General features: G+C 63.6%; 18 protein-coding genes. 3 read left to right on the forward strand and 15 right to left on the reverse strand.

From position 1 onward, the window contains the following. Window positions 1–9: 9 nt before the first annotated feature. The 7 genes from AYR47_RS25935 to AYR47_RS25965 are packed head-to-tail and all read right to left on the reverse strand — an operon-like array spanning window position 10 to window position 4,561. Complete coding sequence (locus AYR47_RS25935) at window positions 10–1,332, reverse strand: FliI/YscN family ATPase (RefSeq protein WP_033901351.1); 1,323 nt, start codon at window positions 1,330–1,332, stop codon at window positions 10–12. Beyond that, window positions 1,329–1,913 carry a FliH/SctL family protein gene (locus AYR47_RS25940; protein ID WP_061448930.1) on the reverse strand — a complete coding sequence of 195 codons (585 nt, stop codon included), beginning with the start codon at window positions 1,911–1,913 and terminating at the stop codon, window positions 1,329–1,331. Before AYR47_RS25940 ends, AYR47_RS25935 begins: the two co-directional genes overlap by 4 nt. Next, on the reverse strand, window positions 1,910–2,524 hold the full coding sequence (locus tag AYR47_RS25945) for a hypothetical protein (RefSeq protein ID WP_061448931.1): 615 nt from the start codon (window positions 2,522–2,524) through the stop codon (window positions 1,910–1,912). The genes AYR47_RS25940 and AYR47_RS25945 overlap by 4 nt, the downstream gene beginning before the upstream one ends. Beyond that, complete coding sequence (gene sctJ / locus AYR47_RS25950; RefSeq protein WP_061448932.1) at window positions 2,521–3,303, reverse strand: type III secretion system inner membrane ring lipoprotein SctJ; 783 nt, start codon at window positions 3,301–3,303, stop codon at window positions 2,521–2,523. The genes AYR47_RS25945 and sctJ overlap by 4 nt, the downstream gene beginning before the upstream one ends. Window positions 3,304–3,307: 4 nt before the next feature. After that, a complete protein-coding gene (locus tag AYR47_RS25955; RefSeq protein ID WP_016978397.1) occupies window positions 3,308–3,742 on the reverse strand; it encodes a hypothetical protein in 435 nt (144 codons plus the stop codon). Between the two features lie 9 nt (window positions 3,743–3,751). Beyond that, the gene (locus AYR47_RS25960; protein WP_028616832.1) at window positions 3,752–3,985 is read right to left on the reverse strand and encodes a hypothetical protein; all 234 of its coding nucleotides are present in this window, start codon (window positions 3,983–3,985) and stop codon (window positions 3,752–3,754) included. A gap of 12 nt (window positions 3,986–3,997) precedes the next feature. Then, complete coding sequence (locus AYR47_RS25965) at window positions 3,998–4,561, reverse strand: hypothetical protein (protein ID WP_025999889.1); 564 nt, start codon at window positions 4,559–4,561, stop codon at window positions 3,998–4,000. Between the two features lie 48 nt (window positions 4,562–4,609). On the opposite strand from AYR47_RS25965, the gene AYR47_RS25970 reads away from it, so the two are divergent. Then, the gene (locus tag AYR47_RS25970) at window positions 4,610–5,374 is read left to right on the forward strand and encodes a tetratricopeptide repeat protein (protein WP_033901348.1); all 765 of its coding nucleotides are present in this window, start codon (window positions 4,610–4,612) and stop codon (window positions 5,372–5,374) included. Window positions 5,375–5,379: 5 nt separating this feature from the next. Here the strand turns inward: AYR47_RS25970 and AYR47_RS25975 are convergent, their stop codons facing one another. From AYR47_RS25975 to AYR47_RS32755, 7 genes are all read right to left on the reverse strand, one after another. Next, window positions 5,380–5,760 (reverse strand): hypothetical protein, encoded by a 381-nt coding sequence (locus tag AYR47_RS25975; protein WP_033901347.1) that lies wholly within the window; start codon window positions 5,758–5,760, stop codon window positions 5,380–5,382. 14 nt (window positions 5,761–5,774) lie between these two features. Continuing rightward, the gene (locus tag AYR47_RS25980; protein ID WP_033901346.1) at window positions 5,775–7,055 is read right to left on the reverse strand and encodes a type II and III secretion system protein family protein; all 1,281 of its coding nucleotides are present in this window, start codon (window positions 7,053–7,055) and stop codon (window positions 5,775–5,777) included. Beyond that, window positions 7,052–9,184: a type III secretion system export apparatus subunit SctV gene (sctV, locus tag AYR47_RS25985; protein ID WP_061448933.1), complete on the reverse strand. Its 2,133-nt coding sequence runs from the start codon at window positions 9,182–9,184 to the stop codon at window positions 7,052–7,054. Before sctV ends, AYR47_RS25980 begins: the two co-directional genes overlap by 4 nt. Next, entirely contained in the window at window positions 9,181–9,516 is a 336-nt protein-coding gene (locus AYR47_RS25990) for a tetratricopeptide repeat protein (protein ID WP_061448934.1), read from the reverse strand. Before AYR47_RS25990 ends, sctV begins: the two co-directional genes overlap by 4 nt. Next, window positions 9,516–9,872 carry a hypothetical protein gene (locus AYR47_RS25995; protein WP_033901343.1) on the reverse strand — a complete coding sequence of 119 codons (357 nt, stop codon included), beginning with the start codon at window positions 9,870–9,872 and terminating at the stop codon, window positions 9,516–9,518. Before AYR47_RS25995 ends, AYR47_RS25990 begins: the two co-directional genes overlap by 1 nt. Before the next feature lie 26 nt (window positions 9,873–9,898). Then, window positions 9,899–10,786 (reverse strand): SctD/MshK family protein, encoded by an 888-nt coding sequence (locus AYR47_RS26000; RefSeq protein ID WP_033901342.1) that lies wholly within the window; start codon window positions 10,784–10,786, stop codon window positions 9,899–9,901. A gap of 85 nt (window positions 10,787–10,871) precedes the next feature. Next, entirely contained in the window at window positions 10,872–11,033 is a 162-nt protein-coding gene (locus AYR47_RS32755) for a hypothetical protein (protein ID WP_016969018.1), read from the reverse strand. Between the two features lie 601 nt (window positions 11,034–11,634). Here AYR47_RS32755 and AYR47_RS26005 point away from each other — a divergent pair. Beyond that, window positions 11,635–12,096, forward strand: a complete 462-nt coding sequence (locus AYR47_RS26005) for a winged helix-turn-helix domain-containing protein (protein ID WP_061449486.1) — start codon at window positions 11,635–11,637, stop codon at window positions 12,094–12,096. Between the two features lie 115 nt (window positions 12,097–12,211). Then, a complete protein-coding gene (sodC, locus tag AYR47_RS26010) occupies window positions 12,212–12,733 on the forward strand; it encodes a superoxide dismutase family protein (protein ID WP_016977469.1) in 522 nt (173 codons plus the stop codon). Here the strand turns inward: sodC and AYR47_RS26015 are convergent. Continuing rightward, the gene (locus AYR47_RS26015; RefSeq protein WP_033901341.1) at window positions 12,730–13,590 is read right to left on the reverse strand and encodes a Dyp-type peroxidase; all 861 of its coding nucleotides are present in this window, start codon (window positions 13,588–13,590) and stop codon (window positions 12,730–12,732) included. The two genes, sodC and AYR47_RS26015, sit on opposite strands and share 4 nt — an antisense overlap. Window positions 13,591–13,711 lie beyond the last annotated feature (121 nt).

Below are 13,711 nucleotides of genomic sequence, written 5' to 3' on the forward strand. Positions count from 1 at the left end.
GCTCCTTGTTCATGCCAACACCCGGCGCATATGGGCCAGGGTCTGTTCCAGGTTGCTCGGCTCGCCTGCGTTCTGGCGCAGGAAGGCTTCGATGGCGGCGTGGCGGTTGATTGCTTCGTCGGCCAGGGGGTCGCTGCCGGCGGAGTATTCGCCGACGCGGATCAGCATTTCGATCTCGCCATACCGCGCCATCAATTCGCGGATGCGCATCGCCAGGCGCTTGTGTTCTTCACCGGCGACCTGCTCCATCAAACGGCTGCGGCTGCGCAACACATCCACCGCCGGAAAGTAGTTGCGCTGGGCCAGCTCGGCGCTGAGGGCGATGTGCCCGTCGAGGATCGAACGGGCTTCCTCGGCCACCGGATCGCTGGCGGCATCACCCTCGGTAAGCACGGTGTACAACGCGGTGATGCTGCCGGTGGGACCGGGGCCGGCGCGTTCCAGCAGGCGCGGCAAGGCCGAGAAAAACGACGGCGGATAACCACGCCGTGTCGGCGGTTCGCCCACGGCCAGGCCGATTTCGCGCTGGGCACGGGCGAAGCGGGTCAGGCTGTCCATCAACAGCAACACGTTGCGGCCCTGGTCGCGGTGGTATTCGGCCAGGGTGGTGGCAACAAACGCCGCGCGCACCCGCTCGGCCGCCGGGCGGTCCGAGGTGGCGACCACCGCCACGGTGCGCGCACGGGCCTGGGCGTCGAGCTGCACGTCGAGCAGTTCGCGCACTTCCCTGCCCCGCTCGCCGATCAGGCCGATCACGATCACATCGGCTTCGCTGTTGCGAATGATGCTGGCCAACAGCGAAGACTTACCCACGCCGGGCTCACCAAAGATACCCATGCGTTGGCCCTGGGCAAGGGTCAGCAGGCCGTCTATGGAACGAATGCCCAGGGCCATGGAACGCACGATCAACTGCCGCGAAAACGGTGCCGGGGGTTCGGCGTGCAGCGGGTAATGCTGCAGGGCCACGGTCGGCGGGAGGCCGTCGCCGTCGAGAAAATCGCCCATGGGGCTGATCACCCTCCCCAGTTGCGCATCACCCACGGCGACACCCAGGGTCTCGCCAGTGGCGGTGATTTGAGTGCGGGTGGACAGCCCTTCCATGGAGCCAATGGGTGACAGGATCGCCTCGTCACCGTCAAAGCCAATCACCTCGGCGCTAAGGCTGCGGGCGCTGCCGGGATCACGCAGTTGGCACAGTTCACCGATGCTCGCGCCGGCCACACTGGCCCGCAGCAATACACCACGAATGCTCAACACCGTACCGTGCATGGGGCGCAAGCGTGCTTGCGCCAAGCGCCCGGACAGGCGTGGCAGCAGCTGTTCCAGGTTCATACCACGCCCTCTTCGGCGAACGGCAACAGGCTGCGCCGCAGGTTTTGCAATTGGGCTTCGAGGCCCAGTTCAACTGATCCGGCCGGGCTGTTCAGGCGCGCCTGGCCGGCGTGCAACTGTTCGTCTGCATCCACGGCAATCGCCAGCCCTTCCAGCTTGAGGCGTTGCCGCAACGCATCGACCTCCGCAGGCGGCACCCACAAGGTCAACGCCTGGTCCTGGCGAAACGCGCTCAAGGCCTGGCGGGTACTGCGCACTACACGGTCGGCGTTGTCCAACTCGCCCAGCACTTCACGCACGATGCCCAGGGCCAGGTCGGCCAAAGACGCTTCCAGGCTGCTCAAGTAGTGCTGCACCTGGGACTGGGTGTGCAGCAGCAATTGCGCGACCTGTTCAGCCCCCGCTTGCCGGGCGCTTTCGAAGCCTTCGGCGCGGGCGCTGCTCAGCCATTGTTCGCTGTCGGCCTTGATCTGTTCAGCCTGTTGTTTGGCCGCTTGCAGGAAGGCAAAGCCGTCGCTCCATAACGCGGCGTCTTCGGCGCGCAGGATGCGGGCGGTGGGACGGCTCGGCAATTCGCTCATGGCGTCATCTCCTCGGCCAGCAGGCACGCGGCGGCGGCCTGGACAATTTCCAGGTCACGGGGCACTCGGGCGCTGAGGCCCTGGGGGAAGGCGAAGCGCAAACGCAACCAGCCCTGCCAATCGGCATGCTGGGCGTGCAGCCAGGCGGCGACACAGCCTTGGCCGTCGCGGTCGATGGCCTCGATCAATTCGCCGGGATCGCGCAGTAAATCCGCTGCGCCGCCGAGTTGGCGCAAGGCCAGGGCTGAAACGAAGACTTCAGCACCCAGGCCTTCGCGCAGCTCATTGACCACCTCGCGGCGGATCTCCCGGCTCAGGGTCGCGGCATGCCAGATCGCCCCGCACAGCCTCGGCAAGCGGGCGAACTGCGCGGGTGACAGCAGCAAGACCGACAAGTCTGCCGCCAACGGCGTGACCAACTGGTCCATGGGCGCCAGTTGATAATGGCTGACCAGCAACTGCTCCAGGCGCTGGCGAAAACGCGGCTGGCCGTGCATCGCCTGCAGCACGGCGTCGGGAAATTCATCGGCAAAACACGCGCCCAGGCTCGGCCCGCGTACAAACTGCAGCGGCTCGGCGATCAGCCCCTGCCAGCGTTCGAACAGACTCATTCACCCTCCTTGAGCACATACAGCGCCTGGGACTGGCGACGCGTCCATTGCTGACGGGCCAGCACTCCCACGGCGCCGAGGGCGATCAACAGAAGCGCACCAAACATCAGCCGCGCCTGGGTCAGGTTGTCTTCCAGCAGCCACAGGCCCATGAAGCGGGCCAGGCGCGGCTGTGCCGGGTTGTTGCTGATGGCCACAGCGGCTTTGATTGCCGTCACCGAAACGCCGTCGTAACTCAGGCCGGAAATACCGTTGGCGACCAGGGTCTTGATCTGCGGGATCAGCGTATTGATGTCGGTGCCTGGGTCGTAACGCACCAATACCGAGGCCGACGACGGCGAAATCACGCGTTTGAGCAAGTCGTTGTCCGGCAGCACCACGTGCACGCGGGCGGCGACGATGCCGTCGATCTGCGACACCGAGTGGGACAGCTCTTCGCTCAGCGCATAGATCATCTGCGCTCGCTCCTGCACCGGCGACGACACCAGGCCATTGCCCTTGAACACCTCGCCCATATTGGAAAAGCTCTGTTGCGGCAGGCCGGCGTTGTCGAGCAGGGTCATGGCTTCGGCAAAGCGTGACTCATCGACCACTACCTTGAGCTGGCCATTGTCCTGGGCCTTGCGTTCCGCCGGGATGCCACCGCGCAGCAGTACCGCGACCATGGCGTTGGCATCGCGCTCGCTGAGGTTGGTGTAGAGGTCGGTGTTGCAGGCTTGCAACAGGCTGGCGAGCAGGCCGATCAGCAGCAGGCGCAAGGCGCGGTTGGGGCTTGGCATGGCGTTATTGGCCCTTGAGCAGTGTGTTGGCGGAACCGGAAATCTGCGTCGCACCGCGCACCACCATCTGGGTTTCGATGGAGTAGTCGAACATCTTGCCCAGGGAGTGGACGATCTGGTCGACCTGTTGCTCACCGACCTTTTTCCCCGGCTCGCCTTGAGGTGAAGCGCTGGCGGTGCGGATCTCTGCCGAAGCCGGTGGCGGCGCCGACGGGTTGTTGGTGAGCAGGTCGGCGCGCTCGGAAAACGCCCGCGTGCGGTCGATGAAACTGTTCATGCGCTCCATCAGGCCCGAGCCGATCTGGTGCGGGCTGGCGCCTTCGGGCATGCCCTTGGCGGTGTTGGCCATGTGCTCGAACAGGTTCTGCGAGGCCCCGGCGGGCCCCGCGCCAGCAGACGGCGGCAGCGCCGAAGCGCCGGCGGCGAGACTGATAGTCATAGGGGCTTCCTACTCTTCGTCGTCATCGGACATGGCGTCGTTCAGCAGTTCCTGCATCTTCGGCATGATGATGAACTGACCGCCGATGGTGACCGCCTGGGTGATCAACGCATCAGTGAACTCGGGGTCATCGGCTTCGTTGGGTTTGTCGGCGGCCTTGGCGTTGTCCACCGCGGCATTGAACTTGGCTTCAGGGCTGGCGCCACCAGGGGCGAGATTGCTGTCTACGGCCGTTACGGACATGGTGCTGCTCCTTTACTGGGTTGGGGTTTCGGTACTGACTTGCGCGCCACGGAACACCCGCACCCCGCGCTCGCGCGCCACCGGGGCGGCCACGACCTTGGGTTGCAGGTGATCCACATGCTGCTGCACCAGCGCCAGGTACGGCGGTGGTCCGGACACGAACACTTCATCGCCCTCGGGGCCGTTGCGCATGGACAACTGCTGGCCGAACACATCGAGGTTGCTGAGGTAGGCCTGCAACTGGTCGAGGTCCAGGGCGTTGGCCTTGAAAAGCTTGGTGCTGATTTCATCGCTGGCATTGAGGTACAGCAGGTTGCCGTCGAAGTACCAGGTGAGGCCGTTGGTGCTGCACAGGGTCTGCAGGAACTCACCGGCAGTGGCGCCGCGAATCGTGCTGCGGGCCTTGCCGCGCACCTTGTCGGAAAGCACCAGGGGCACGTCGAGGTTGTGGCCGAATTCTTCCAGGGCGCTGCGTACATCCTGGTCTACCAGCACGTAGGCATAGGGCTGGGAGAACCACGCCGGTTCTTCGGCGGCATTGGCAAAACGGCTGCCGAACAGGCATAGGACGGCCAGCAAAAATATGCTTACATGGCGTCCGCCTTCGCCAGACGAGTTGTGACGATGTCCAAGAATTTTCTGCTCGCCAGTACCCTGTTGCTGGCGGCCTGCTCCAGCAAGCCCGCGACCGATTCCGACAAGTCGTTGCAACTGGCCAATGACCTGAGCAAGCGCGGCGACTACGCCAGTGCGGCCGCGCTGTACGAGCGTGCGGCGCAGCAACCCGGTGCCGGCATCGAGTTGTGGCTCAAGCTCGGCCAGGCCAAGCTCGACGCCAAGGATGCGCTGGGCGCCGAGCGGGCTTTCCAGCAAGCCCTGGGGTTCGATGCGCACAATGCCGACGCCCTGCTCGGCCTGGGCACCGCGCAATTGCAGTTGGGCAAAACCCAGCGTGCCGTCACTGCCCTGGGCCAGGCGGCGGAGATTGGCGGGTTGCCAGTGGCCTACACCCGCCTGGGTGTGGCGCAGATCCTCAATGGCCAGGCCGCTGCGGCGCAAACCGCGTTCGCCAAGAGCCTGAGCCTCAAGCCCGACGACCTCGACAACCGCTGCAACCTGGCCCTGGCGTATGCGTTGGGTGGGCAGTCGCAGCTGGCGGTGGAGACCATCGCACCGGTCGCGCAGTCGCCCCGCGCCTTGCCCCGGCATCAGCGTAATGAGTTGTTGGTGATGGTGTTGGCGGGGTATGAGCAGCGGGTGACGGGGTTGCCGCTGGATGACATTCCAGCTGCCGAACGTGCACGGTTGGTGACGGAAGCCAAGCGCATCAAAGCCATCAGTGACCCGGTGGCGCAGGCTCGGGAGTTGGGGTTGGTAGACCCGCGATAAGCGGTTCATTGCTGGCCTCCCGCGGCGCCGGCCTTGGCTTCCTGCTGGTCCTTGCGCCGCTGCAATTGCTCGCGGTCGAAACCTTCGATGTACACCTGGGCCGCGCGGCCCACGGGCGCGGCCATCACCGGGCCGGTTGGGCGGCCTTGGGTCAGGTCTTGCTTGCGCTCGACCATTTGCATCAGGTTCAGGTTGTTCGCGCAGCCCAACGCCAGGGTCGGCTTGAAGTCTTCGCCCAGGCCGATGGTGTCGGTGGCCGGAGGCTGCTGACACTGGGTCGGCAAGCCATCCGCGCGGTACTCGGACGAGTAATACGTCGGCGCCAGGTGGGTCTGGCAACCCATTAGCGCCAGGGGCAACAGCATCAATACGCGTAAAGCAGTCATGGCAGTCCCCCTGATCAATTCATGTAGAAACCGAACGCCCCGCCGCTGCGCGGTCCGGTGGCCGCTGCGGTAGCCGGTTGTGCGTCGAGGGGCGTGGCGAGGGTGCGACCACGCACCGGCTCCACCAGGTACGGGGTGATGAGGATCACCAGTTCGGTTTCATTGCGCTGGAAGCGCTTGGAGCGGAACAGGTTGCCGAGGATCGGCAGGTCGCCCAGCAGTGGCAGTTTCTCGATGTCCTGGCTGCTTTCACGCTGGAACAGCCCGGCGATGGCGAAGGTCTGCCCACTGCCGACCTCCACCCGCGTATCGGCGCGACGCACGCTGAAGGACGGCACGTGGAAGTTGCCGAAATCCACAGTGCCGCCGCTGACCACGCTGCTGACTTCGGGGCGCACTTGCAGGGCGATGCGGCCGTTGGGCAGCAGGGTCGGGTTGAACAACAACGACACGCCGAACGACTTGTATTCGATGCCCACCAGGTCACGATTGACTGGCACCGGGATCGCCACTTCGCCACCCGCAAGGAAACTCGCGGTCTGGCCGGTCATGGCGGTGATATTCGGTTCGGCTAGGATCTGCAACACGCCGTTGGCCTGCAACGCATCGAGCATGCCGTCGATATTCACGTTGCCTGAACCGGCACCTGCTGCTGCCAAGCCGCCTGCCGTGGCGGCGGCCAGTGGTCCGCCGGTGATCAGGCCGAAGGAGAAGGTGCCGTTGTTGAACATGGCGTTCCAGTTCACACCGTAGTGCAGCAGCTCGGAGCGCGACACCTCGGCAAAACGCACACGCAGGTTCACTTGGGCGGAGCCTGCGTATTCGGTGGTGTTGATCGCGCTCTGGAAACCTTGCCCCTGAGGGTTGAGCAAGGCATTCAGGTCGGTCGCTTCCGCCACCGAACCCAGGGTGCCCTTGGCGACCAGGCGGTTACCGGCGCCGCTGATCTGTGCGCCGTTGCCGGGGTGCAGTGCCTGCATCGGCGTGCTCACCGCCTGGCTGCCACTGCTCACGGCCAGGGTCAGGCTCGCCAGTTGTTTGCCGTCGCTGCCCAGGGCAATCAGGCTGGTGTTGCCCGGCGCCTTGCCGAAAATATAGATCGTGCCCGGCGACACCACTTGCAGGTCGGCCACATTCGGCTCGGCCACCAGTACTGAATCCACCGGCGCGACAAAATGCAGGATGCGCCCTTCACCGGAGGCCAGGGCAATCGAGCCCCCGGCGCCGGCCGCGATTTCCTGAGCCTGGCTCACACATGCAAAAACACTCAGCAACAGCACACAAAAACGCATCATGAGGCGGACGCCAGGGGGGTGACGGAAGCCGCGACAGGCGCGCGGCGGTTGGAGATTTCGGTGAGGCTGATGGTCACCAGCGCTTGCAGGTTGTACTCGGTGGCCAGCTCGCGGAACGACAGCACCGCCAGCTCCAGCTCACCGCGCAGTACCAGGCGGCGCAGGCTGCGACGCAGTTCCGGGTGCACCAGCAACACCGCACTGTTGACCTCGCGGGTGTTGTCACAGGCCTGGCGCAGTTGGGCGAGCAAGGCGCGGCTGACTTCTTCGGGAATCAGTTCGCGCTGCGGCTCCTGGCGGCGCAAGGAGGCACGTAGTTGATCTTCCAGGCCCGGCGCCAGTACCAGCGCACCGATCACGCGGTTGCGGTCGGCGTATTGATGGCTGATCTGCCGCGCCAGCGCGGCGCGCAAGTGTTCGGCCAGGCGCCCGGCGTCGGTTTCGCGGGCGCCCCACTCCACCATGGCTTCCAGCAAAGCGCGCTGGTTGCGGATCGACACGCCCTCGCCAACCAACAGGCGCAAGGTTTCGGCCACCCGTTGCAGCGGCACCAGGCGCAAGGCCTCCTTGACCAGTTCACCGTAGGTCGCCTCGGTGCGCTCCAGCAGCAGGCGGGTTTCCTGGATGCCGAGGAAGTCGGCGGCATAGCGACGCAGGCTGCGTTCCAGCACGCCGCGCAATACTTCGTCGGGCAGCAGGAAGCCGATGCCGGCGTTGCGCAGGGTGTCTTCGTGCTGGCGTTCGACCCAGTGGGCGCTGCGACCATTGAGGGGGGAATCGGCCTGCACAGTGGCGATGTCCAGCAGCTGCACATGCACCGGATCGTCCTGCACCAGCAGGCAGTTGATCGGCAATTCGCCTTCGCTCACCGGCACGCCTTCCAGGGACACGCGGAAACTGCCCGGCGTGGCCTTGGCCTCCATGTAGATGCCCGGCACCGGCATGTCCACGCCGAGTTCGGTACGCAGGTCGTGGCACAGCGCTTCTACGCGCTGGCGCAGCAGTTGGCGCGGCGCGCTCTGGGACATGCCGCTGCCGAGGGTCAGCAGCACACGGGTATCGGGCAGCAGGTTGTCATCCAGCTCGGCCTGCACTTCGACCACCGGTTCCGGCGTCTCGACCAGCACTTCCAGCTCAGGCTGCCGGTGATGGCGGCGGTACATCATGAACGCCGCACCACCAAACACCAGGGACAGACCGAGGAACACCCAGGTAGGGAACCCCGGCAACAGGCTCACACCAATCATGATCAAGGCGGTCAAGCCCAGCGCACGGTAACTGGCGCCCAGTTGCTTGATGATCTCGCTGCCCAGGTCCCCCGCTTCGCCGTCGCTGTTGACGCGAGTGACCACAGTGCCCGCCGCCACCGAAATCAGCAGCGCCGGAATCTGCGCGATCAGGCCGTCACCCACAGTCAGCAACGAGTAGGTGTGCACCGCGACGCCGAAGGGCATGTCGCGCTCGATCATGCCGATCAACATGCCGCCGAGCAGGTTGACCGCAAGGATCACCAGACCGGCGATGGCATCGCCTTTGACGAACTTCATGGCGCCATCCATCGCGCCGAACATCTGGCTTTCACGTTCCAGGCGCGAGCGACGGCGACGGGCTTCGGCCTGATCGATGTCGCCGTTGCGCAGGTCGTTGTCGATGCTCATCTGTTTGCCGGGCATCGCGTCCAGGGTGAAGCGCGCAGCCACTTCCGCCACACGCTCGGCCCCCTTGGTGATCACCACGAACTGCGCCACGGTAATGATCAGGAACACCACCATGCCCACCACCACTTGCCCGGCAATCACAAAGTCGCCGAAGGCCTTGACGATATGGCCGGCGTCGCCGTGCAGCAGAATCAAACGCGTGGTGGTGATCGACAGCGACAACCGAAACAATGTGCTCAACAGGATCAGCGGCGGCAGCGCGGAAAACTCCACCGAATGGCCGATGTAGAACGCCACGATCAGGATCAGGATGCTCAGGGCGATGTTAAGGCCGATCAGCGCATCCACCAGGTAGGTGGGCAGCGGGATGATCATCATCACGATCGCCATCAGCATAAACGCGACGATGATCACGTCGGTACGCTGCGCAGCGAGGCGCGCCAGGTTGTTCAGGCGGTTGAGTGCACTCATGCGCCAGCCCTGCGTGCGGCCAGGTAGCGTTTGAAGCATTGGCGCGCTTCGTCCTTGCGCTCGCCGTACCACAAGGCACGGGCGCGCAGCAGCAACAGGCTGGCAGATTCGCCTTCCATTGCCACCAGGCGGTCCAGGGCACTCAGGGCGCGGGCGGCGTCGCCGCTGTCGGTGAACGACAGCACCAGCGAGCGCAGCAACACACCGTCGTGGGGTGCGACGCTGACGGCAATCAGCAACATCACCAGGGCGCGCTGGGACTGGCCATTGCGCCGATACAGTTCTCCAATGCCCTTGAGCAGTTGCACGGCGTCGTCGTTTTCGCGGGCCATCAGGTATGCACCTCCGAGCGTTGCTGTTCGAGGTTGCGGCGCATCTCGATCTCTTCGCCGATCAGCTCGACAGCCAGTGCCTTGATGTGTGGCTCGGCGTCCAGGCCGGGCAGGATGTGTTCCATCACATGCTCCAGCAGCTCCAGCGAACGCGCGCCGCCGAACAGCAACGAGTCGACGCCGGCAGCGGCGGTGAGTGCTTCGAGGTCACTGCGCAGGGAGCGGCGGGTCTGGGTCTTGCGGGTCTTGAGCACCGCTTCGAAGGCGGTGGCCTGGCGCGAATTGACCGGGCGAACCGCTTCGACCGGCGCACTGCGCACATCACTGGGAATCAACGGGCGGGGTTCGACTTTCATCCCAGGGCCTTAGCTTAAAAGCATGGTCACAGCGTGAAGGTGAAGCGCTCCTCGCCACGGGCGAGGATCACTTGGTTGTTTTCGATGCGTTCCAGCACCCAGTTGTCCGCCAGGGCTGCGCCGGGGTACAGGCGCTTGCCGCTGTCGTTGATCACGTAGGGCTGGGCGCCAAACCATACGGCCTGGAAGCGCACGCGCGGCGCGGCGGCATCGGCGCGGGCCGTCACACGCGGGTTGAGCACGACCTGCTGGCCGTAGCGCTGGTCAAACGCCTGCTGCAAGGCCAGCCACTGTGGCTTTTGCGACTGTTCAAAGGTGCCGGTGGCGCTGAGCTGGCCGTTGCTGTCACTGATTTTCACGGTGTCCAAGCGGGCGGTTTGTAGCTGCTGCTCCAACCAGGCTTTGGCTTGCTCGCGGGACGGTTTTTTCAGTGGTGCAACCTCATCGACAGCGACCGGTGCGGGCAACAGTGGCGCTTCGCTACGAACCGCCAGCGCCCCTGCACAGATAAACAGCAGGACGGTCGCGACAATCCAGGGGGTGATTTTGCGTGGGGCGTCCGACGGTTTTTCAACGCCACCAGGCACAGCCAGGCTCACACCCGCCGTGCCGATCCGCAGTTGCAACGGCAATCGCGCGCGATGGCCGTTGCCGTGGGGAATACGCACATTGCCGGCGAGCAACACGTCACCGCCCAGCGCTTCGACCGCCACGTGGTCGCCTTCAAACCGCAGGCGCAGGTGCAGGCCGGCAATGCCGGGATCGGTGAGTACCAAGTCGGCCGCCAGGTCGGCGCCGAGGGTATAGACCGGCTGGTCGAGCACCAGGGAACTGCCCTGGTGCAAACCACCGGTCACGGTCAAGGTCGGTGCGCCAGTAGCGGCGACCGGCCCCAAGGAAATCAAGGCTGTCATGGTTGGGTTTGCCCCCTTGAGCATGTGCAACGGGGTCAAGCATCAGAGGGTAAACGGGCAGCGCCGGCGCCGCCCGTTTGGCGAATCAGTTCTGCGGACGCTGTTTGGTGGCGTCGAGCTCCGCTTTTTTCGCGGTGCTGATTTCGGTGATCTTGGCCGACTTCTCGATAGCCATGTTGAAGGTCGCTTCCATCTTCGCGATAGCGTCGTCGGCGCCGCCTGCTTTTACTGGTGGGACATCAGCCATGTTCATCTCCTTGCATCGATAGGGAAGTTATTCAGTTGCGCAACAGCAAGCTGAAAGTATGCAAACCGGTGAATGCCCAAAACGTCAGACAGTGAGCCTTCGAACTGCCGTCGGTTTGCATGGGTTCCATACTACTCACGATCAAAACGCCTTCGCTGTGAAAGCTTGTGAAACGTTCCACACAGGCACTGTGAAAGATTTGGCTCAACCTGGCGTTGAGAAAAATTCATCCATTTTCAGGCACGGAACTTTCAGAAAAAACCCAAGACACGCTGCAGCCCCCGATTTACGGGGGCCTTCCAACTGTGAACACAACGAACGTGAGCAATAAAGCTCGATACAAACGAGCTATGAAGCAAGGCTTGGCAATTATTTTCGCGACGACTTCACATTTCTCGCTAATAGCCTTTTGCCCAACTTCCCAGATATTTCCATTTGTAACAACAGCGACTTAATCATCGCGTTTGATAGCCCCTCCCAAGCAGCCTTATTGCTGGGAGAACAACTTTGCGCCGCGCCCGTTAGTGCAACTGCACTAATAACCAAAGGACTCGTTCACGGGCCGGCTATATATAAAACTTCCAGGTGATCTATGACCGACATGAATGATTCACCCACAACGCTCCTCGACAACGACGGTTGCGCTGAGATTCACTTCGGCCCTTATCGACTGCTCCCCAAGCGCCATCAATTGCTCAAGCACGGGCAACCCGTGAACCTCGGCAGCCGCGCGCTGACACTGCTGATCGCCCTCGCCTCGCGCCCCGGCGAACTGCTGAAAAAAACCGAACTGCTCGACATTGCCTGGCCGAAACTGGTGGTGGAGGAATGCAACCTGCGCACGCAGATCAAGACCCTGCGCCGTACCCTCGGTGACGAGGAAGCGTTGTACATCGCCACGGCACCCGGCCTGGGTTACCGCTTTGTGGCGCCGACCTGGTTCGAGCGGGCACCAAAACCGGCGGTGAGAGAACCGGTGGTGCTGGGTGTGTATGGCTGCCGCCATTGTCGCGGCGCGGGGATGGTGCCGCTGTTTGCACAGATGGGTATGCAAAACAGTTGATGACCCAAGGTTATTCCGTTGGAAAAATATGTTTTTTCCAACGGAATGTTTGGCGCAGCCCAATCGTTGTTATTCCTGAAACTGCCCAACACCCATCACCTTCAGGAACGCTTTTATGAATCGCTCTCTTCTGCTCGGCCTGCTCAGTGTCTTCGCGGTCGGCTCCGCCCAGGCGGCGTCGTTGCAAGTCCCGGTCAACCTGGTCAGTGCCGATGGTGCGCCACAGCCCGTCGGTAGCATCACCATCAGTGAATCGGCCTACGGCTTGATTTTCACCCCTGATCTCAAATCCTTGCCAATGGGCGTGCACGGCTTTCATATCCATGAAAACGGCAGCTGTGAAGCGGGTGTGAAAGACGGCGTGAAAGTCGCGGCACTGGCCGCCGGCGGACACTTCGACCCGGAAAAAACCGGCAAGCACCTGGGCCCTTACGCCGACGGCCACTTGGGTGACCTGCCGGCGCTGTACGTGAACATGGACGGCACCTCGAACAACCCGGTGCTCGCGCCCCGCTTGAAAAGCCTGGCGCAGATCAAGGGCCACGCGCTGATGATCCATGCCGGCGGCGACAACCATTCCGACATGCCCAAGCCATTGGGCGGTGGCGGTGAGCGACTGGTGTGCGGCGTGATTTAAGCCAGCGCGCTCAGGTCCAGGTGCCCATCCTTGATCGGCGGGCACCAGTAGTAACCGCCGGTCAACGGTGTGCTGATGCGGTACAGGCCATCGACAATCCCATCTTCCAGCCCGCTCATGCGGCGCAGTTGCGCTTCGAACGCGTCGAAGGAATGGCCGAACGCGAGAAACATCAACCCGGCTTGGCCGTTCTCGGCCCATGGCATGGAACGACGCACTACGAAGGCTTCCGGGGTGAAGCTTTCCTGGGCGGTGCGTTTGGTGTGGGCGGACTCGGGGGCGTCGTCGAGTTCTTCGTTGTCGCCATGGCGGCGACCGATGATGTGGTCGCGCTCTTGCGCAGGCAAGGCGGCGAAGCCGTCGAGGTCGTGCTGCCACTGCTGGATCGCGGCAAAGCTGGCGCCGCTGTCGGTCAGGGCCGCTTCAACCGCCGCGTCATCGTGGGGGTTCTCGGTGCCGTCTTCGTAGTCGGTGAGGTCGAAGCCGGTCTTGTAGCGGAAGCCTTCGGTCATCTGCACCAGGCGGAACGCCGGGGCCAGGGCCTTTTCGAAGGCGCGGCTGCGCAACAGCAATTCACCGCGATCCACGCCGTGCAGCCATACCCACAACGCCTGTTGGGTTGACGGGTTATGCGCGCCCGGCCCGCTGACCGTGGGGAATGTGCGCAAGCCTTCAATCCGGGCGCCCAAGGCATTCACCAGTGGTTCGCCAAAACCCACCACCGCCGCCGAATCGGTCAACTGCACCAGCGCGTCCAACGCAGCGGGCACCGCGGCCAGTGAATCCACGGCAAAAAACAGATGGCGTGCCTGCAACGGCACCGGTGCGGCAAGAATGCCCGGCTGGTACTGACTCATGTGAACTCCTTCTGAAAAGCCGCGCAGTTTAACCGTCAGGCGCATGGCTGCGTACAAGAAAGCGCGCAAGCCTTGCCATAGAGCCTGTTGTTGGGTGACTCTCTAGTCATGTTTTGCAACT

Source organism: Pseudomonas azotoformans, from assembly GCF_001579805.1.
Lineage (GTDB): Bacteria > Pseudomonadota > Gammaproteobacteria > Pseudomonadales > Pseudomonadaceae > Aquipseudomonas > Aquipseudomonas azotoformans_A.